A 19,509-nucleotide genomic window follows, 5' to 3' on the forward strand; every position below is an offset into this window, starting at 1 on the left:
CAAGCAAACAGGCTATGTCGTTTTCATCGCTTCACTTTACTTAATTCAATAGCCATGCGTCGTCCATTCAAAGCTTCCCCTCCCCGGCTGTCCGCTGAAGCCCAGCGCCTCATCGCCCTGTCCTCGTCCCTCTCGCAGTCGGGCAGCCGCCTGGAAGAGCGCGTGCTCGAGCAGCAGCTCGAACTGAGCCTGCAAAAACTGCTTAAAACGGGGCACCAGGACACCATCGACAACACCCTCAACAGCCTGTTCAAGGACGATATCAACGCCTACGACGTGCTGCTGGAAAACGCTGAAGCGGTCAGCGAATCGTCGACCATGACGGAGCTGGTCGACGGCGTCGAAACCGCCTGGCAGGCGCTGCTGGTGGCCGCGCCGGTGCTGGCCTGGACGCGCTTCTCCATCGGTTCAGGCAATATTCCCGGCGACTTGTTGACCACCCTGTCGGCCCATTTCGGCGCCCACCTGCTGGCTGGCAACACCCGCCTGGCCGTGGCGCCGCACCTGTTTTCAATCGATCAATTGCCGCACACCCACGCCGAAGCCTACGCGATGACGCACAAGCTGGCCCAGGCCGCCTTCAAGGGCAGCGCAGTCAAGCCCACGCCACGCCAGGCGGAAACGGCGCCCTTCCTGGCCGACACCCGCTACCTGCTGGGCGTGGTGGTGGCGCCGAAAGGCGCACCGATTTTCCGCTGGCAGGAGCCGGAACACCTGTCCCGTTTCGCCGACGAGCGCAGCGCGGCGCTGGCCCAGTGGCGCGAGCAGGCCACCCCCACCTTCACCCGGCTGTTGCCCGGCTGCGGGGTCGAACTGCTGCTGCCTGAAGCCTATTATGTGGCCTGCCGCGAAGCCGACAAGCGCATCCGCCCCGTCTCGATCCGCGCCGCCGTGCACTATCTGACCCACACCCTGTCGATCGAGCCGAGCGACCTGCGCGCCGTGGTGGCCGGTTTCGGCGAGGAACATGCCGATGGCCAGGTCGACGAATACCGCGTGGGCTTTACCTTGCGCCAGGAAGCGGACGTCATGTACGGCATCGTCTGGCCCCTGTACGGCCAGGAAGACGAAGACGGCACCCCGGTGGAAGGTCTGGCGGCGCTGGGACTGGGCCTGGACGAGAATCAGAAAACCCCCGTCGACGACATCGTCGCCTGCCTGAACGAAGCGGGCATCACTCACATCAAGAAGCACAGCGAGCGTTACGTCACCGAGTTCTGCGACGATTGCGGCGCGCCCCTGTTTGCCGATCCAGCAGGCGAGCTGGTGCATCCGGAAATGCCGGACGACGCGCCGGCGGGCACTGAACACTTTCATTGAACACCAGCAGGGGCTGATCAGCGCTCAGCGCTGGCCAGCCCCTGCTGCGTGCCCGGCGGACTTTTACCAGGTCGTAAAAGGCTTCTTCACCAGGCTGGAGTTGTAGTAACGCGCGTCGACGGTGACCTCGGCGCCGATCCATGCCGGCTTCTCGAACGCCTCATCCTCTGAGGCGAGCTCGATCTCCGCGACAAGCAGTCCCGCATTGACCCCGGAGAATTCATCGACCTCCCAGGTATGCCCGGCCACCGCGATGCGCCGGCGCACCTTCTCCACCAGCGGTTGCTCGCACAGCGCCAGCAATTGCTCGGCATCGGCCAGCGGCACGGGATACTCCCACTCACCCCGTGTTGCGCCCACGCTCTGCCCCTTGATGGTGAGATACGCGTGCTCTCCCTCGATGCGCACGCGTACCACGCGCGCCTTGTTCGACGACAGATACCCCTGGCGCATCGGCACGGCCGTGCCCAGCGTGCGCCAGGCATCGCCAAGCAGCAAAAACTTGCGCTCGATTTCGACGCCCATGGGATTAATCGAGCGACTGCAGGATCGGCTGCAGCATCGCCGCGCCCAGCGCGCTGCTGCGCGCGCCATTCCAGCCCGTCCGGGCATCCGGCAGGTCGGCATTGTCCTTGAACGGCATTTCCAGCGTCAGCGACAGGCAACGGTAGGTGTGGCCGATGAATTTCGACGCCAGGGTCAGCATGTCGGCGTTGTACTTGCTGGCGGCATAACCGACCGCCTTTTGAAAGTCGGGAGTCGCGGCGATGTAGCGGTCGATGAAGGCCGCTTGCCGTTCGGCGCGCTCGGCCGTGAAATCGGCCAGCATTTCGTTACCGGCGACAAAGTTATACGGCAGCGCTTCGTCGCCGTGGATGTCGAAAAACATGTCGCAACCAGTTTCCGCGATCTTGGCCTTGACGCACAGCACTTCCGGGCTGCGTTCCAGCGTGGGCGTCATCCATTCGCGGTTCAGGTTGGCGCCGGCGGCATTGGTGCGCAGGTTGCCGCGGTAGGCGCCATCCGGGTTCATATTCGGCACAATGTAGAACACGGCGCGCTGCAGCAGTTTGCGGGCGGTGGGGCTGGCGTCGTCGAGCAAGGCGTCGATCATGCCCTCAACGAACCATTCGGCCATGGTTTCGCCCGGATGCTGGCGGGCGATGACCCAAATCTTTTTCTCGGCCGCTTCGTCGCCGATCACCACCAGGTTCATATCGCGCCCTTCGACGGTCGAGCCGATGTCGCACACGCGGGCCAGGGGATTTTCCGCGATTTCACCGAGCAGGCGCAGGTGACGCTCCCACGAATAAGGCTCGAAGTAGGCGTAATAGATGCTGTCGAGTTCCGGCGTGTGCTGGACGGTCATCACCTGGCCATCGAAACTGGTGGGCACGCGGAACCAGGTTTCCGTGTCATAGCTGGCCGCCACCTGGTAGCCCTCGAAACCTTGCGGATACGTGGCCTGGCCCGCATTGAGAAAGCGCAGCGTGCACGCCAGGTCGCGCGCGCCTTGCAAGCGGAAATGAAACCACTGGTGGATATCGGCATGCGAATCGCTGCGCAACTTCAGATCGATGCGCGCGGCGCTGTCGATGCTGACGACCTCGATGGAACCGGCATCGAATACCTGGCTGATTTTAATGGTCATGGGCGGCACTTGTAGGCAATGAAACGGTGGTCGAGACGGCGCGCCGGCTCCGGCGGCGCCGCGCTGCGGGCGGCAACACTCAGGCGTCGAGGTTCATCAAATCGTCGTGATAATGGCCCATGATCTGGCGCAACAGTTCAACATTGGACGGATCGAGCAGCAGGACCAGGCCCGGCTTGCGATCGAGTTCGAAAGTCATGCGTATGGCTCTTGGAAACTCTTTGCACTGCACGGTGAAGGCGCGCGGCGTCGTTGGATCGTCCCAGTCAAACTGGGTGATTTGTGGCGGCAGCGGCGGCTGCGGCAAATGGGGATCCTGGTTGGCGGGAATGTGCTCCAGCAGCCAGAACACCATGCTGGCGGGGATGATCAGGCAAGAGTCCTTGCCGCCCACGTAGGAAAATTTCGCCAACAACAGGTTGCCTACAGGATCGCATGACATGGCCATGCTTTTGACTTGACGGATTAGCGCTGGTTTCACCACAAAATTCCCCGCATGAGATAAAAAAGACGATCGAACAAACAAAGATACGATTACAAAAAAACGCGTCGATTCTACCCCATTCGCAGGGTTTGCTGGGTCAAAACAGGGTCGCTCGCGCGCTTGGGCGCGCACAAACGCGCGCGCAGAGGAGACGTGACCGGCACCGGCGCCAACGCTTGCGCCAACACTTGCGTCAACACCAGCGCCAGGCATGCCAAGCCGCGTGCACGCAGCGGCACCCAGATAGCCGCACCGGGCCGCCGCCGCACTTACGTTGCGGCGGGACTCGACGCTGCCTGCTGCGCTGTTTTACGACTGCTTGTTGCCTTCACTGGCGCGGCTCTTGCCTGCCTGCGCCCCGCCCGTGCTGCTCGAGGCGGCCCGTTGGCCCGTCTCGGCCGACTGGCGGTTGCCGTGACTCATGCTGCCAGCGCGGCGCGCCTCTTCTGACGTGAATTCGTGCGCCGTGCCCTTCTGGTGGGCCGCCTTGCCCCCCTCGCTGGCGATTTCGCGCTGACGCGCCGGGTCCATCGAGGCGAAGCCCCGGTTTTTCGTGCTGCCCTGGCTGGCCCCTTCCTTGCCGGACTGTTTGTTGCCTTTGTCTTGGTTGCTCGTTGCCATGATGACCTCCATCGAATGTGATCCATGCCCTGCAATGCAAGAGACAAGGGCCTCTTGCCACCGCTCACTATGCCGATGAGTGAGCGGCGCCACTCCATCTTAGGCAGCGTTACGCACTTGAGCTATAGGACACAGGTCGCGCCGCGTGTAGGACTAGAGGAGGGGAAAAGTTCTCATCGTCAATACCACGGGGCGCGGTCGATCGCCCGCGTCAGCGCTGGTCCTACACGACTGCCCGCCCTCTTCCTATTCTGTGCAAACTGATCGGCGCGCATGATCGGGGTTCAACAGGCGACGGCCACCGTGGCCTGGTCCAACCATCAAGGAGACCAGCATGCATGCAAGCGAGCGCAGCGAAGGCAACAACCAGTCCAGCAACGGCGGCAATGAACTCGACGTCAACTCGGCCCGCGCCGGCACCGTCGACACCGGCGCACAAGCGCTCGGGGGCATCGATCCGCAGCAACCGAACACGGCCACCGGCGGCGACCCCGTCAGCCCGGGCGGCAGCCGCCAGTCGGCGGTGGAAAAAATGAACGACGACACGGGCTTGTCGAACACCGCCAACCGGCCGACCCTGGACCCGGAGCAGGAGCGGCAGGCGCAGCAAAGCAATGTCGGCCGCCGCAGCGACGGCACGCCAGACTGACGGCGCGCCTGGCGGCGCCACCCCGCCTGGCAACCCGCCCGCCGCACTGGCGGGCTTTTTTATGCGCGTGGGGGTTGATGTCCGGTCGCCGCATGCGCACGATTGAGGGCCGGCCAGGCGCACGGCGGCGCAGCAACAGGTATATTGCTTCAAAATATGCAATTTAGTAGCAATTCAACAATTCAACGCTGGAGAAACACCATGAAATGGGAAGGCAATCGCGAAAGCGACAATGTGGAGGACCGGCGCGACGGCGGCGGCGGTGGTGGTGGCGGCTTCAGCTTCGGTGGCGGCTCGATCGGCATCGGCACCATCGCCATCGCGCTGATCGGCTCCTACTTCCTGGGCGTGAGCCCGATGACCATTATCAACGCCATCAGTGGCGGCGGCGCGGTGCCGGTGCAGCAAAGCCAGGCGCCGGCCCAGCGCCCGCCGCCGTCCGACCGCCAGGCCAAGTTCGTCTCGACCGTGCTGGCCGACACCGAAGACGTCTGGACCACCCTGTTCAAGGCGCAGAACGCCCAGTACATCAAGCCGAAACTGGTGCTGTTTACGGGTGCCACCGCCACCGCCTGTGGCACGGGCAGTACCGCCTCCGGCCCGTTTTATTGCCCCGGCGACCAGAAAGTCTATATCGACCTGGCCTTCTACCGCCTGATGCAGGAGCGCTTTCACGTGTCGAGCGAGTTTGCCCAGGCGTACGTGATCGCCCATGAAGTGGGGCACCACGTCCAGCATCTGCTCGGCATCGATGAGCAGGTGGCCGCCGCCCGCCAGCGCGGCAGCGAGCGCCAGGCCAATGCCATGTCGGTCAAGCTCGAACTGCAGGCCGACTGCTTCGCCGGGGTCTGGGCCTTCCACGCCAACCAGGCCCGCAGCATCCTCGAGCAGGGCGACGTGGACGGCGCGCTGGCGGCCGCCACGGCCATCGGCGACGACACCCTGCAACGCCAGTCGCAAGGTCAGGTGGTGCCCGATTCGTTCACCCACGGCACCTCCGCGCAGCGCGTGCGCTGGTTCAGCAAGGGTCTCGAATCGGGCCAACTGAAACAGTGCGACACCTTCGGCGGCCAGGCGCTGTAAGCACGCCGTCCGGTCCGGCCTGGCAGTGGGGGCCAGGCGGGCGCGCTGATTTTTGTCAACAAACTACAATTGTCCATGACAATTTTTAGCGAGTATTCCATGCGCAAGACCCGATCGAGCCTGTACGTGCTCGCTGCCGCCGTCGCCGCCGTTGGCGGCCTGGTCGCCTGCTCTCCCTTGACCGCCATCAACGCCCTGTCGCCCGCCGGCAGCACCGACACCAGCACCGATATTGCCTACGGCATCGGGGCGCGCCTGAAACTGGACGTGTACCGCCCCGCCAGGCCCGCCGCCGGCGCGCCGGTGGTGGTGTTCTTTTACGGCGGCAACTGGAATTCGGGCCAGCGCAAGGATTACGCCTTTGTCGGCCGCGCCCTCGCCTCGCGCGGCATCGTCGCCGTGATCCCCGATTACCGGCTCTATCCGCAGGTACGCTATCCCGATTTCCTCGACGACTCGGCGCAAGCGGTGGCCTGGGTGGCGCAACACATCGGCGCCTACGGTGGCGATGCGAACAGCCTGTTCGTGATGGGCCACAGTGCCGGCGCCTACAACGCCGCCATGGTGGCGCTGGACAGCCGCTGGCTGGGCAAGCAGGCCAGTTCGCCCGCCATCCTGGCCGGCTGGATCGGCCTGGCCGGCCCCTACGACTTCCTGCCGATCGAAAACGCCGCCGCCAAGCCCGTGTTTCATTTCCCCAATACCCCCCTTGAGTCGCAGCCGGTCAATCACCTGGACGGCAAAAAACTGCCGGCCTTGCTGATTGCGGCGAACAAGGACACTCTCGTCAATCCCGTGCGCAACACGGGTGGCCTGGCCACCCGCTTGCGCGAACGTGGCGTGCCCGTCACCGAGATTTATTATGACGGCGTCAGCCACACCACCCTGGTCGGCTCGATCGCCGCGCCCTTGCGCGGCCTGGCGCCGACACTCGATGCCATCGATCAGTTCGTGCACAAGAACGCAAGTTTGAGCAAAGTCCAAGCAATGTAAGCTGGGCGGAACCGCCACCCCTCAAGTCGTTCTAACTGGCGTGACTGACGACGACAGGGAGCGGCCGTGGCGAACGCGAACGACGGGGGCGTATCAGCACCGGCATCGGCACCGGCGTCGGCGCCACTGCCGGCGGCCATCTCGGTGGTGGTCACTAGCAGCGGCGAGCTCGACCAGCTCGACCGCAGCCTCGACGCGCTGGTGCGACAGGATCTGCCGGCCCGCTACGACATCATCGTCGTCGACGACGAGCCCGATCCCGCAAAAGGGCGCATGGTGGCGCAGTGGGCCAGCCGCGGCGGCAGCCATGGCGCCGCGTTGCGCTATTTGCCCAATCAGGGCGAGCGGCACGGCCCGGCCGTGGCGCGCAACCTGGGCTGGCAGGCGGCCGACGCGCCCATTGTCGCCTTCACCAGCGACGAGACCGTGGCAGCGGTCGACTGGTTGCGCCAGGCGCTGGCGCCGTTCGCCGTGACGGCGCCAGGGCAGCCGCCCGATGCCGTCGTCGGCAGCGTCGCCTCGACCCTGCCCAAGCACCCCACCGAATTCCAGTTCACGGCGCACCTGCGCGACTGCGGCGAATTCGCCGGCTGCAACTGGTTTTGCCGCCGCAGCGTGCTCGAGCACCTGGGTGGCTTCGACGAGCGCTTTGCCGATGGCGGCGCAGCCGATGCCGACATGCATTTCCGCCTGCTCGAAGCGGGCATCGGCCTGGGCCGGGCGCCGGGTGCCACCGTGGCCCACCCGGTGCCGCCCGCCGGCTGGGGCGCCAGCCTGTCGCAACTGCGCACCCTCAGCGGCGAGGCGCTGCTGTACAAAAAACATCCGCGCCTGTACCGCGAAAAAATTCGCCGCCCGCCCGACTGGCACGACGTCGGCGTGGTCGCCACCCTCGCCCTGGCCCTGTGCGGCCTGTGGCTGCACCACGAAGTACTGGCCGTCGCGGCCGGCGGCACCTGGCTCGTGCTCACCGCCATGCTGTGCATCCGCCGCCTGCGCGACACCGCCAAAACTCCGTCGCATGTCGCCGCCGTGCTGGCCACCTCCGTGTTCCTGCCGCCGGTGGCCCTGTTCTGGCGCCTGGTGGGCGCCGTGCGCCACCGCGTGCGCTACGCGTGATGATCAAAGCCCGCTTCCGATGAAAGCCCTCTTTGTCGTCAGCACGGGCGCGCTCATCGAATTTCACGGCACGCGCTGCACCCTGCGCTGCGGCGCCGGCGTCGGTCTGCGCCTGCTGCACGACGCCGACTTTCGCTTGATCGTGCTCGACGACGGCAACGCCGCCGCCATTGCCAACCATGGCAGCGACAGCGTCGCTGCCGGCCCTGCCCGGCGCGGGCAGCCGGCGGCGCCGTCCCACATGGCCAGCGCCACCATCGTGCCGGCGGGCCGCCTGCACGACAACGGCCGCCGCCGCCGTCTCGGCGACGCGCCGGGCGCGGGCATGGGCGCCCCCCATCATGCAGGCGGCAGTGACGAGCTGCGCCGCCCTGCCGCCCCTGCCGGCGCCGCGCACCTGACGCTGGACCGCCTGGGCGACCTGCTGTTTCGCGAGCAACTGGCCTTGCAGGGCTATTACTGCTGCGACCATGGCATCGCGCATGCGCGGCCGGGGGGCGCGTCAGCCTGCCTGTTCCGGCCACCGCAACCGGGCCTGTTGCTGCAGGCCGCCTTCGATCACGACATCGACCTGGCCACGTCGTGGATGGTGGGCGCCCGCCTCGACGATGTCGAAGCTGGCAACCGCGCCGGCTGCCGCACCGTCTTGCTCGACAATGGCACCGAATCGACCTGGCGGCTGGGACGCTGGCGCGTGCCGACCCGCATCGCGCCCGATCTGTACGGCGCCGCGCGGCTCATTGCCGAGGAAGATGACCGCAAGCGGCGCGCCTGAGGGCAAGAGCGGCCCTTCCTGCCATTTTCGCCTCAGGCAGCGCCCGCCGCCTCCAGTTGCGCCAGCTTCGCCTTCAGGGCCCGCTCTTCGCTCCAGCGCAGCGTTTCATCGCGCACGATGGCAACGATGGCCGAGACGGCGCCGTCGGGCGCATGCAGCATCGCCACCGTGAACGCGATCGACAGCGGCGTGCCTAGCTTGTGCAGGGCCGGCACGCGCAACAGGTCGGTGCCGTAGCGCGTCTGCCCAGTCGCCATGGTCTTGTGGTAACCATCCCAGTGGCGCTGGCGCTGGCGTTCGGGAATGATCAGGTCGAGCGACTGGCCGAGGGCGTCGCTTTCCGTGAAGCCGAAGATGCGCGTGGCCGCCGGGTTCCACACCGTGATGGCGCCGGCGGCGTCGCAGACAATCACGGCATCGCCGAGCGCCTCGACAAACTGGCTGAAATCGATACTGCTGCTCATAATTTTTTCCTTCAATTAATAAATAAACGGCGCACCAAACAACAACGGCGCGTCCCGGCCAAAGCCGCGACGCGCCGCGCAGTCACGGGCGGTTAATTCTCCGCCCCGCTGACCATCAGACCACTTTTTGCTCGTGCAAGGCAGCGATCTGTTCCTGGTTGTAGCCCAGGCTCTCCAGCACTTCGTTGGTGTGCTCGCCCAGCAGCGGCGAACCGGTGATCTCGACGGTGGTGTCGGAGAACTTGATCGGGCTGCCCACGGTGAAGTACTTGCCCCGTTCCTTGTGATCCACTTCGGCGATGGTGCCCGAGGCGCGCAGCGATTCGTCGTTGAGGATCTCTTTCATCGTCAGCACCGGTGCGCAAGGAATGTCGAACTTGCGCAGGATGTCGACCGCTTCGAACTTGGTCTTGTCGGCCAACCACGTTTCGATGACGGCGAAGATGTCGAAAATCTTGTCCTGGCGCGCTGCCGCGGTCATGTAGGCAGGATCGTTGGCCCATTCAGGCTTGCCGATGGCGCGCGTGATCGGCTCCCAGGCGTGACCCTGGATGGTGAAGTAGATGTACGCGTTGGGGTCGGTTTCCCAGCCCTTGCACTTGAGCACCCAGCCTGGCTGGCCGCCACCGCCCGCATTGCCGCCGCGTGGCACGAAGTCGGAAAATTTGCCGTGCGGGTACTGTGGATACTCTTCCAGGTAGCCCACGCGGTCCAGGCGCTGCTGGTCGCGCAGTTTGACGCGGCACAGGTTGAGCACGGAGTCTTGCATCGACACGGCCACCTTCTGGCCCTTGCCCGTCTTGTCGCGGCCGCGCAGGGCGGTCAGGATGCCGATCGCCAGGTGCATGCCGGTGTTCGAGTCACCCAGCGCTGCCGCCGAAATGGTTGGTGGGCCGTCGTCGAAACCCGTGGTCGACGCGGCGCCGCCGGCGCACTGGGCGACGTTTTCGTAGACTTTCAAGTCTTCGTAATGGTGGCCGTCGGAGAAGCCCTTGACGGACGCGACGATCATGCCGGGGTTGAGCGAGTTGATGTGCTCCCAGGTGAAGCCCATGCGGTCGAGCGCGCCCGGACCGAAGTTTTCCACCAGCACGTCCGATTCCTTGATCAGCTTGGTCAAGATTTCCTTGCCGGCAGCGGTCTTGGTGTCCAGGGTCAGCGATTTCTTGTTGCTGTTGAGCATAGTGAAATACAGCGCATCGACACCGGGAATGTCGCGCAGCTGCGAGCGGGTGACGTCGCCCGAACCGGGACGCTCGACCTTGATGACGTCGGCGCCGAACCAGGCCAGCAGCTGGGTGCAGGCAGGGCCCGCTTGCACGTGGGTGAAGTCGATGATCTTGATGCCTTCTAAGGGCTTGTTGCTGATGTTATCGCTCATGTGTGTCTCCTTGGTGTATGCGTGATGTCGTGCGGGTCGCCGGCGCCTTGTGGACGCCGGCTGGTCTGACGAGATTGCTTATTTTTTGCTGGCGGCGCTTTGTGGATTGAGGTTGGTCAGGCGACCGCTTTCGGTGCCCGCGTTCGGATCGATGACCGCGTTGATCAGCGATGGTTTGCCCGAGGCGATCGCTTCGGTCAGGGCGGCCGTCATTTCTTCCGGCGTCGTCACGTTGTAGCCGATGCCGCCAAACGCTTCGATCATCTTGTCGTAGCGGGCGCCCTTGACGAAGGAAGTCACTGGCACGTCGTTCGGCACGTTCGGGTTCAGGTTGGGATCGGTGCCCTTGTAGACGCCGTTGTTATTGAAAATAATCGTCACCACCGGCAGGTCGTAGCGGCAGATCGTTTCCAGTTCCATGCCCGAGAAACCGAAGGCGCTGTCGCCCTCGATGGCCACCACGGGCTTGCCGGTGATGACGGCCGCGCCGATGGCGTAGCCCATGCCGATGCCCATGATGCCCCAGGTGCCGGAATCGAAACGCTTGCGCGGCTCGTACATGTCGATGATCGAACGGGCGTAGTCGAGCGTGTTGGCGCCTTCGTTGACGACGTTGATGTCGGGACGGGTCTTGAGGATGTCGCGGATCGAGCGCAGGGCGCTGTGGAAATTCATCGGCGACGGGTTCAAGGCCAGCGTAGCCGCCATCTTGCTCAGGTTCTTGTCCTTGCGTTCGGCAATCGCGCTCGTCCAGGCCGTATCGGGCTTGGCATGACCGTTGTCGGCGATGCCCTTGATCAGCGCGGCAACGCACGAACCGATGTCGCCGATCAGCGGGGCGGCGATCGCCACGTTGCTGTCGATTTCGGTGGGCGAGATGTCGATCTGGATGAATTTCTTCGGCACGGCGCCCCAGGTCTTGCCTTTGCCATGCGAGAGCAGCCAGTTCAGGCGGGCACCGATCAGCACGACGACGTCGGCTTCGGCCAGCACGAAGGAACGAGCGGCCGAGGCCGATTGTTCGTGGTTGTCCGGCAACAGGCCCTTGGCCATCGACATCGGCAGGTAAGGAATGCCCGAGTTTTCCACGAAGGCGCGGATGTCGGCATCGGCTTGCGCGTAAGCGGCGCCCTTGCCCAGCAGGATCAGCGGCTTCTTGGCGCCTTTGAGCAAGTCGAGGGCGCGCTGGATCGAATCGGGGGCGGGAATCTGGCGTGGCACCGGATCGACCACTTTCACCAGCGAGCGCTTGCCGTGCTCGGCGTCGAGCGACTGCGCCAGCAGCTGGGCTGGCAGGTCGAGGTAGACCCCGCCCGGACGGCCGGACACGGCGGCGCGGATGGCGCGGGCGATGCCGATGCCGATGTCTTCAGCCTTGTTGATGCGGTACGATGCCTTGGCGTAGGGCTTGGCAGCGTTCAGCTGGTCCATTTCCTCGTAATCGCCCTGTTGCAGGTCGACGATTTCGCGCTCGGACGAACCGGAGATCAGGATCATCGGGAAGCAGTTGGTGGTGGCGTTGGCCAGAGCGGTCAGGCCGTTGAGAAAGCCAGGCGCCGACACGGTCAGGCAGATGCCGGGCTTTTGCGTGATGTAGCCGGCAATGGCGGCGGCGTTGCCCGCATGCTGCTCGTGGCGAAAGCCGATGAAACGCATGCCTTCGGCCTGTGCCAGACGGGCCAGATCGGTAATCGGAATGCCGACGAGACCGAAAATCGTGTCGATGTCGTTATGTTTGAGGGCATCGATGACCAGATGGAAGCCGTCGGTCATTGCTGGTGCTTGGGTACTGTCTGTCATGATGGATGTCTCCTCCTTGTGATTCGTCAAAGGCGCCGCATGTCAATCGTCAACACAGTTTGATCTGTTTGCTGTGAAAGTCGTCAGGCAGCCCGTCTTTTAATAGCGGCCATCATAGCGAGCCGGCTCCATATCTCTCATTGACCGAGGTCAATTTTCGCCGCATGATGTCGGCTCTTGTCAAATAAGGTAGTGAAGCTCTCATGACATTGGTAGCGAACCATCCAGACCGAAACATTATTCGGGTCCAGCTGAAACAGAACGTGGTTCTCAAAGAATTGCGCGATAGCGAAATGGAAGCGCTCGAGCCTTTCCTGACGGTGGAAAATCACCAGAAAGGCGACATGCTGCTCAACCAGGGCGTGCACGACATGGAGCAGTATTTCGTGCTCGACGGCATTCTCAAGCGGGTTGTGACGAACCAGGAAGCGAAGGAAATGATCCTGCGTTTTCCCGCCGAGCGCGACATCGAAACCAGTTACGCGGCCTGGCGCCTGCACACGCCCACGCCCTACAGCATCGTGTGCGTCACCAAGGCGCGGGTGGCGCGCATGCCGCTGTCGCAGTGGGTGGCATTTCTCGAAAGCCACAGCGCCGTCAAGCAAGCGTTCGAATACGAAGTGATGAACTTGATGAGCGCCATCATGGCCCACACCATCACCTTGCACCTGCTCGACGCGCCAGGGCGCGTGCACCGCTTCATGCGCAAGCATCCCGAGCTGTTCGAACGGCTGCCGAAGAAGGAGCTGGCCTCGTATCTGAACCTGTCGCCCGAGACGCTCAGCCGCCTGAAAAACCAGGGAAAAATCTAGCGACACCGGCCTGCGGCGGGACACTGCCCGGGCCGCATCGCCGGCTGCACTGGCGGCGCCGCTGACAGCAAGGCGCCCGATATAATCCTCATAGGCACTATCAGTTTTCGCTATATCGCATATCAGGAGATGAAATTGGTGCGGTGCGGCAGACATGTTTATAATTGACTCCATCGAATCCAACCAACCTTCAGGAGTTTCACATGTCCAGCATCACCAACACTGCACCAGCCGGCTCGACCTACCCAGCACCGTCGTTCTCGTTCGCCTCGATCATCGACCTGCTGTTCATGACCCGCCTGCGCGAAGAACTCGATGCCGACACCGCCGGCGACAAGTCCGATGCCGCCTACCACTACGGCCTGTAATTGAAAATAATCGTCCTTGATGCTGCGACCGCAGCATCAAGGACGATGCAAAAAAACGCCCCGCAAGCTGTCCGCTTGCGGGGCGTTTTTTATTGCGCTACGTCGCCGGGAATGCTGCTGCTTACGCCGCGACCAGCCTCTGCATGCGGACCCCGCCATGCTCTTCGTGCATGGTGCGCTCGAGCATCTTGACCAGCGCGTAGGCCGAGTCGATATGCGGCGTGGGCGTGCCCGTCAAGCGGCCCAGTTCGACCACCGAGCCCACCAGCGCATCGATCTCGGGACCCCGCCCCGCTTCCACATCCTGCAGCATCGAGGTTTTGTGCTTGCCGACCTTTTCCGCCCCTTCGATGCGGCGTTCGAGCGTGACTCTAAACGATATACCCAGTTTCGCCGCCACCGCCTGCGCCTCTTCCATCATCGCCGCCGCCAGTTCGCGGGCCAGCGGATACTGGCAGATGTCGACCAGGGTCGAATGCGACAGCGCACTGATCGGATTGAAGCACACATTGCCCCACAATTTCAGCCAGATTTCCGCGCGGATGTTCTCCAGCACGGGCGCCTTGAGCCCCGCATGCTGGAACACCGCCGAGATCTGCCGGGCGCGCTCGCTGATGCTGCCATCGAGTTCGCCAAGGGGAAAGCGCTCGCCTTCGACGTGCTGGATCACGCCCGGCGCGATCAGTTCTGCCGCCGGGTACACCACGCAGCCAAGGATATGGTGCGGTGCGATTTTGCTGGCGAGCAGCCCGGTCGGATCGACGCTCTTGACGACGTATCCTTCGTGCGTGCCGCCGTGCTGGTGGAAGTACCAGAACGGGATACCGTTCTGCATCGTCACCACCACCGTATCGGGTCCCACCAGGTGACCGATCTGGTCGGCCACCGCGTCGACCTGGTGTGCTTTCAAGGCCAGGATCACCAGCTCCTGCACACCTGCCGCGGCGTAGTCGCCCGTCGCCTTGACGTTGGGCGCCACATGTTCCGTTCCATCGTGATCGATCAGCTTGATGCCCCTGGCCGAAATGGCTTCCAGGTTGGCACCGCGGACGATGAACGTCACCTCTTCCCCTGCCAGCGCCAGCTTGGCGCCGACGTACCCCCCGATTGCTCCTGCTCCAATGATTGCAATTTTCATGACGTGCTCCCACCTAGTTTACTCGAACCGGTTTTTGAGCTTGCCTATGCCATCGATCTCGATTTCGATCGTACTGTTTGGTCGCATGGAGCCCACGCCGACCGACGTGCCACACAGCAGCACATCGCCCGGATACAAAGTCATGTCCTTCGAAATCTTGCTCACCAGCTGCGCCACCGAAAACACCATGTCGTTGACGGGATAATCCTGGCGTACTTCTTCGTTCAATATCGTGCGCACCACCAGCATGGCCGGATCGAGCCCTGTCGCGATCACCGGTCCCAGCGGGCAGAAGGTATCGAAACCCTTGGCCCGGCACCATTGTGCAAACGTGGGATCGCGGTTGATGATGTCGGCGACGGTGACGTCGTTGGCGCAGGTCAGGCCGAACACATAGTGCGGCGCATCGGCTTCGCTGACGTTGCAGGCGGTCTTGCCGATCACGATGGCCAGCTCGCCTTCAAACACCACTTTTGAGTCGGGTGAATTTTCCAGCAGGGGGCGGCGAATGGTGCCGCCGGGGGCCAATAAAGTATTCGGGGTCTTGACCAGGTACAGCGGTTCCGGCGGTGGCGCCAGTCCCAGTTTCTTGCCCAGCGCGTGGTAGTTGTTCCACATCGCCAGCATCCTGCCAGGCACCACGGGCGCCAGCAGCTTGACGTCGGCGAGGTGCATGGAATGGCCGTTCGGTTCGGGGTTGGCGAACATATCGCCTTCGTACACCCGGATCTTGTCGCCTTCGAGCGTGCCGAAGCACGTCGCGTCCTGGTGTTGGAAACGAACCCAGCGTTTGATCATCATAGTGGTACCTCTTGTGACGCCGGATTGGTCTGGAAGGATGGCGCCGGCGCTTGTTGCCGGCCGGCGCCAGGTGCTATCAGCGTGCCATGCGGGCGGCGGCAGCCATGTCGGCCGCGCCAGGAGCCGGTGGCGTGACCGCCTCGCTCATGAACTTCGCACGCATCGGTTTGAGCACGAACCAGGCCATCAGGGCGGCGGCCGCATTGAGGCCGCAACCGACGAAGAACACCGCTTCCCAGCTGCCGGTGGCGGCAGTGATCATGCTCGAGACAGGCACGAAGATCGATGCGGTGCCCTTGGCGGTGTACAAGAGGCCAGCGTTACCGGCGGCGTTCTTGGTGCCGAAGGTATCGGCGGCGGTGGCCGGGAACAGGCTGTAGATCTCACCCCAGGCAAAGAACACGACACCGGTCAGGATGACGAACATGATCGGATCACGACCGAAGTAGTAAAGCGCCAGGATGCCCACCGATTCCATCGCAAAGGCGATGAACATGGTTTTTTCACGGCCGATCTGATCGGACACCCAGCCAAAGAACGGACGGGTCAAGCCATTGAGGACGCGGTCGATGGCCAGGGCGAACGTCAGGGCCGGCAGCACCATGCCCATCACGTTGAAGGTCACGCCATCGATTTTAAAGTCCTGGGCGATCGGGCCCATTTGCGCCGTTGCCATCAGGCCACCAGCGGCGACCAGCACGAACATCACATACATGACCCAGAACACGGGCTTGCGGACGATTTGCGACGGGGTGAACTCGGCATTGCCCTGTTGCACCTTGGTCTGCTTCTTGATGGCGTTTGGCACGTGAGCCGGTGGACGCACCATCATCAATGCCAGCAGCATGACGATCAGGCCTTGGCCCAGGCCGAAGTACAGGAAGGTCTGCTCGTAACCCTTCGAGGCGATCATCATCGAGATGGGGATGATGGTGGCCGCCGACCCGGCGCCGAAGCCCGCCGCCGTGAGGCCAGCAGCCAGGCCGCGACGATCGGGGAACCATTTGAGGGCCGAACCGACGCAGGTACCGTAGACCGCGCCGGCGCCGATACCGGAGATGGCGGCGGCGATGTAGAGCAGGGTCAGGCTGTCGGCGAACGAGTTCAGGACCCAGCCCAGTGCGCACAGCAGGCCGCCGAACAGCACGACGGGACGGGGACCGAATTTATCGACGGCCCAGCCCTCGATCGGCACCAGCCAGGTTTCGGTCAGGATGAAGATGGTGAAGGCCACCTGGATGGCCGCTTTCGACCAGTGGTATTTGTCGGCAATCGGGTTGACGAACAGGGTCCAGCCGTATTGCAGGTTGGCGATCATCGCCATGCAGACGATGCCCATGACCAGCTGCATCCAGCGATTGACGCCGGGTTTTGCTGGGTTGATGCTTGCGGTTTGTGTCATTTCCAAGTCTCCGTGATGGTGTTGTTGTCGCGTCTTTGCGCGTCCGGGGTGCAAACAGCATTACTGCTGTTGTGCCCCCGCCATTGCTGTGGAAGGTGCTGCGGCGGCCTCGATGCCGGCGCCGCTGCGCGGGTACTGCGGGGTTGTCATTGCGCGTCTCCCTGGTTGGTGTTTAAAGCACAGAACTGTTCTGCTGCCGAAGTCTGCAAGAACCCGGCGCGACGCTGACGATGCTGGAAAAAACGTATTGCTATTTTTCCAACAGATGCTCCGGCTTTTTGAAGGAGGAGTCATCATTACGCAAGTGCCGACAGATGGCCGATTGTGGAAGACGCGTTTTTTTATATCCTTGACCCCGGTTAAGTTTTGAAATTTGATAGAAATTTGGTATCAGAGTTGCTATCAAACACCCGCGTGATGCTGCTGGATTTCCGCCCAGTTGATGAAGGCGGCGGGACGGCAGCCAGCCTCGTTCATGGCAGCATAGCAGCGCTGCTTGGCTGCCTCGATGGCATCGACGAGGAAATCGGCGTCGTAGGCCTTGAGCAGGTGCGCTTGCTCGGTTTGCAGGTAGCGGCGCAGGCACTCGCGGTCGCCGTCGGCACACTGGCCGCCCTGGAACTGCGCGCTGTCCCAGTGAAAACGCAGGCCCAGCTCGTGGAAGGCGGCGTTGTAGGCATTGCGGTGGGCATCGGCCAGCGGCGCCGTGGCGGTGCTGTGGATGCCGTGGCTGTGGCTCGCTTGGCTGCTGTGAAGGCTGGACATGGCGTTCTCCGAAAGGGAAGCGGTGAAAATTCAGTGAGTCCAATGTAACCGGAACAAATGATTAGCAATAGTTAAAGTTATTAAGCATAATCATTCATCACCCTGTATACATCGGAGCGCCTTCCTATGAAAAATGCCACCTTGCGACAATTGAAAGTATTTGAAGCGGTGGCGCGCCACCTGAGTTTTTCGCGCGCGGCGGAAGAACTGCACCTGACCCAGCCGGCCGTATCGACGCAAATCAAGACGCTCGAGAGCCATGTCGGCCTGGCCCTGTTCGAGCAGTTGGGCAAGAAGGTGTACCTGACCCAGGGCGGCGCCGAGCTGCTGTACCACTCGCGCGCCATCATCGGCCAGTTTGTCGAGGCGGAAGAGGCGCTGGCCCACTTCAAGGGCATCGCCGGCGGCCGCCTGAACGTGGCGGTGATCAGCGCGGGCGACTATTTTTTTCCGCACCTGCTGGTGGAATTTGCCCGCCGCCACCCGGGCGTCAAGCTCAACCTGACGGTGCACAACCGCGAGGAGCTGCTGGGCGAATTGTCGAACAACCTGACCGACCTGGCCATCATGGTGCGCCCGCCGCACGACCTCGATACCCGGAACGAATCGTTCGCCCCCCACCCTTACGTGATCGTCGCCGCGCCCACGCACAGGCTGGCCACGCGCAAGCGAATTTCGATGGAAGCGCTCGTCAAGGAAGCCTTCGTGGTGCGCGAAAAGGGCTCCGACACCTGGCATTCGATGCAGGACGGCTTCGGCCAGTACATGCGAGAACTGAACATCGCCATGGAAATTCGCAGCACGGAAACGATCAAGCAGGCCATCATCGCCGGCATGGGCATCGGCTTCTTGTCGGCCCACACCATCGGCCAGGAATTGAAGACGGGCGCGCTGGTGGTGCTGCCGGTGCAGGGCTTTCCCCTGATGCTCAACTGGTACGTGGTGCACCGCATCGACAAGCGCCTGCCGCCGGTGGCGCGGGCCTTCAAGGAGTTTTTGCTGGCCGATGGCGCGCGCCTGATCGGCGACCTGATTCCGGCGCCAACGCCTGCCACGCAGGGAAATTTGGATTCTTGACGGCAGTCAAGGATATTGCCGGTGCGCAGGGGCACAGTGGTCCTGTTTCACTCCGAAGTATATTCGCCGCCATCTTTTACGAGTTGGCGGCTTTTTTTGGCGCTTGCGCCCTTGCCTGCCGGTCGCCCCGAACCGATTTGAACCGCCCAGGTCAAACCTGCGCCACCAGCACGCGGTGAGAGCGGCATGGCACAAGGCAAGCTGGCGCGTCCGAATTTCGCCGGCCGGTTCACCCGGCTGGGTGCGTTCAATCCCCATCGAAGGCTGGCCATCCGATGTGCTGCTGGTGTGCGACGCTGATGCGGCCTGTCAAAAAATTCGTGCGCGCGGCAGGCATCGACCATCAGCGCGTCGGGCTGCGCCACGGCATACGCGTGCGCGAAGCCATCGCCTTTCAAGCCATCAACGCCCGTCGCTGCCGGGTCAGACCGCCTGATAAAACCATCTTGTTGGGATTTAAGCAACTGCGGCGTACACTGAGCCGTTCCGGGCGTCCGCTATCGGCCACAAGCGGACATTGAGGATCGCACCTCAATCGGTAGAGAAGATGCTGATGTGGTGTCAATGCATTGCATCGGCAAACGTAAGCTCCCATCATCAAATTAGGAGGTCGCTTGAACCAAAAGAATTTCGTGAACTCAATGTGCGCGTTTCTCGTCTTGCTTTGCTCGCAAGCGATTGCAGCAGACGGTAGTTGTCAACAAAGATGTCGCGTCAGTTCATGCGGCCAGCTTCAATAATTCAGGCGCAGCCCTTTCTGGATTGAGCCACACCTCGTCCTTCAGTTTCCAATTGCGCGTGGCGCC

General features: G+C 63.0%; 21 protein-coding genes. 9 read left to right on the plus strand and 12 right to left on the minus strand.

Annotation, left to right across the window (positions count from 1 at the left end):
* Positions 1 to 54 precede the first annotated feature (54 nt).
* Complete coding sequence (locus tag ACP7EY_RS19695) at positions 55 to 1,320, plus strand: DUF2863 family protein (protein WP_426196618.1); 1,266 nt, start codon at positions 55 to 57, stop codon at positions 1,318 to 1,320.
* A gap of 63 nt (positions 1,321 to 1,383) precedes the next feature.
* Here the strand turns inward: ACP7EY_RS19695 and ACP7EY_RS19700 are convergent, their stop codons facing one another.
* The 4 genes from ACP7EY_RS19700 to ACP7EY_RS19715 form a co-directional block, all read right to left on the minus strand.
* Positions 1,384 to 1,845 (minus strand): CYTH domain-containing protein, encoded by a 462-nt coding sequence (locus tag ACP7EY_RS19700; protein ID WP_426196620.1) that lies wholly within the window; start codon positions 1,843 to 1,845, stop codon positions 1,384 to 1,386.
* 4 nt (positions 1,846 to 1,849) lie between these two features.
* On the minus strand, positions 1,850 to 2,971 hold the full coding sequence (locus ACP7EY_RS19705) for a M14 family metallopeptidase (protein ID WP_426196622.1): 1,122 nt from the start codon (positions 2,969 to 2,971) through the stop codon (positions 1,850 to 1,852).
* Positions 2,972 to 3,050: 79 nt separating this feature from the next.
* On the minus strand, positions 3,051 to 3,668 hold the full coding sequence (locus tag ACP7EY_RS19710) for a hypothetical protein (protein ID WP_426196623.1): 618 nt from the start codon (positions 3,666 to 3,668) through the stop codon (positions 3,051 to 3,053).
* Positions 3,669 to 3,764: 96 nt separating this feature from the next.
* Positions 3,765 to 4,076 carry a KGG domain-containing protein gene (locus ACP7EY_RS19715; RefSeq protein WP_426196625.1) on the minus strand — a complete coding sequence of 104 codons (312 nt, stop codon included), beginning with the start codon at positions 4,074 to 4,076 and terminating at the stop codon, positions 3,765 to 3,767.
* A 334-nt stretch (positions 4,077 to 4,410) separates the two neighbouring features.
* On the opposite strand from ACP7EY_RS19715, the gene ACP7EY_RS19720 reads away from it, so the two are divergent.
* From ACP7EY_RS19720 to ACP7EY_RS19740, 5 genes are all read left to right on the plus strand, one after another.
* On the plus strand, positions 4,411 to 4,725 hold the full coding sequence (locus ACP7EY_RS19720; protein WP_426196627.1) for a hypothetical protein: 315 nt from the start codon (positions 4,411 to 4,413) through the stop codon (positions 4,723 to 4,725).
* Positions 4,726 to 4,926: 201 nt separating this feature from the next.
* A complete protein-coding gene (gene ypfJ / locus ACP7EY_RS19725; RefSeq protein WP_426196629.1) occupies positions 4,927 to 5,808 on the plus strand; it encodes a KPN_02809 family neutral zinc metallopeptidase in 882 nt (293 codons plus the stop codon).
* A gap of 99 nt (positions 5,809 to 5,907) precedes the next feature.
* Positions 5,908 to 6,801, plus strand: a complete 894-nt coding sequence (locus ACP7EY_RS19730; protein ID WP_426196631.1) for an alpha/beta hydrolase — start codon at positions 5,908 to 5,910, stop codon at positions 6,799 to 6,801.
* A 66-nt stretch (positions 6,802 to 6,867) separates the two neighbouring features.
* Positions 6,868 to 7,920 carry a glycosyltransferase family 2 protein gene (locus tag ACP7EY_RS19735; protein ID WP_426196633.1) on the plus strand — a complete coding sequence of 351 codons (1,053 nt, stop codon included), beginning with the start codon at positions 6,868 to 6,870 and terminating at the stop codon, positions 7,918 to 7,920.
* 19 nt (positions 7,921 to 7,939) lie between these two features.
* Positions 7,940 to 8,695, plus strand: coding sequence for an HAD hydrolase-like protein (locus ACP7EY_RS19740; RefSeq protein ID WP_426196635.1), 756 nt, complete (start codon positions 7,940 to 7,942; stop codon positions 8,693 to 8,695).
* 32 nt (positions 8,696 to 8,727) lie between these two features.
* On the opposite strand, the gene ACP7EY_RS19745 is transcribed toward ACP7EY_RS19740, so the two are convergent.
* From ACP7EY_RS19745 to oxc, 3 genes are all read right to left on the minus strand, one after another.
* Entirely contained in the window at positions 8,728 to 9,159 is a 432-nt protein-coding gene (locus tag ACP7EY_RS19745) for a PAS domain-containing protein (RefSeq protein ID WP_426196637.1), read from the minus strand.
* A gap of 115 nt (positions 9,160 to 9,274) precedes the next feature.
* Positions 9,275 to 10,540 (minus strand): formyl-CoA transferase, encoded by a 1,266-nt coding sequence (gene frc, locus ACP7EY_RS19750; RefSeq protein ID WP_426196639.1) that lies wholly within the window; start codon positions 10,538 to 10,540, stop codon positions 9,275 to 9,277.
* Between the two features lie 78 nt (positions 10,541 to 10,618).
* A complete protein-coding gene (oxc, locus tag ACP7EY_RS19755; protein WP_426196641.1) occupies positions 10,619 to 12,340 on the minus strand; it encodes an oxalyl-CoA decarboxylase in 1,722 nt (573 codons plus the stop codon).
* Between the two features lie 203 nt (positions 12,341 to 12,543).
* Here oxc and ACP7EY_RS19760 point away from each other — a divergent pair, with 203 nt between their 5' ends.
* Entirely contained in the window at positions 12,544 to 13,152 is a 609-nt protein-coding gene (locus tag ACP7EY_RS19760) for a Crp/Fnr family transcriptional regulator (RefSeq protein ID WP_426196643.1), read from the plus strand.
* 203 nt (positions 13,153 to 13,355) lie between these two features.
* Positions 13,356 to 13,520, plus strand: coding sequence for a hypothetical protein (locus ACP7EY_RS19765; RefSeq protein WP_426196645.1), 165 nt, complete (start codon positions 13,356 to 13,358; stop codon positions 13,518 to 13,520).
* 121 nt (positions 13,521 to 13,641) lie between these two features.
* On the opposite strand, the gene ACP7EY_RS19770 is transcribed toward ACP7EY_RS19765, so the two are convergent.
* The 4 genes from ACP7EY_RS19770 to ACP7EY_RS19785 form a co-directional block, all read right to left on the minus strand.
* Positions 13,642 to 14,658: a 2-dehydropantoate 2-reductase gene (locus ACP7EY_RS19770; protein ID WP_426196647.1), complete on the minus strand. Its 1,017-nt coding sequence runs from the start codon at positions 14,656 to 14,658 to the stop codon at positions 13,642 to 13,644.
* Positions 14,659 to 14,676: 18 nt separating this feature from the next.
* Positions 14,677 to 15,456 carry a fumarylacetoacetate hydrolase family protein gene (locus ACP7EY_RS19775; protein ID WP_426196661.1) on the minus strand — a complete coding sequence of 260 codons (780 nt, stop codon included), beginning with the start codon at positions 15,454 to 15,456 and terminating at the stop codon, positions 14,677 to 14,679.
* 79 nt (positions 15,457 to 15,535) lie between these two features.
* Positions 15,536 to 16,861 carry an oxalate/formate MFS antiporter gene (oxlT, locus tag ACP7EY_RS19780; RefSeq protein WP_426196649.1) on the minus strand — a complete coding sequence of 442 codons (1,326 nt, stop codon included), beginning with the start codon at positions 16,859 to 16,861 and terminating at the stop codon, positions 15,536 to 15,538.
* Between the two features lie 402 nt (positions 16,862 to 17,263).
* Positions 17,264 to 17,626 (minus strand): hypothetical protein, encoded by a 363-nt coding sequence (locus ACP7EY_RS19785; RefSeq protein WP_426196651.1) that lies wholly within the window; start codon positions 17,624 to 17,626, stop codon positions 17,264 to 17,266.
* 126 nt (positions 17,627 to 17,752) lie between these two features.
* Here ACP7EY_RS19785 and ACP7EY_RS19790 point away from each other — a divergent pair, with 126 nt between their 5' ends.
* Positions 17,753 to 18,703 carry a LysR family transcriptional regulator gene (locus ACP7EY_RS19790; RefSeq protein ID WP_426196653.1) on the plus strand — a complete coding sequence of 317 codons (951 nt, stop codon included), beginning with the start codon at positions 17,753 to 17,755 and terminating at the stop codon, positions 18,701 to 18,703.
* Between the two features lie 47 nt (positions 18,704 to 18,750).
* On the opposite strand, the gene ACP7EY_RS19795 is transcribed toward ACP7EY_RS19790, so the two are convergent.
* On the minus strand, positions 18,751 to 19,101 hold the full coding sequence (locus ACP7EY_RS19795) for a hypothetical protein (protein WP_426196655.1): 351 nt from the start codon (positions 19,099 to 19,101) through the stop codon (positions 18,751 to 18,753).
* Between the last annotated feature and the right edge of the window lie 408 nt (positions 19,102 to 19,509).

It is taken from the genome of Massilia sp. DWR3-1-1, from assembly GCF_049898325.1.
Lineage (GTDB): Bacteria > Pseudomonadota > Gammaproteobacteria > Burkholderiales > Burkholderiaceae_D > JAFCUW01.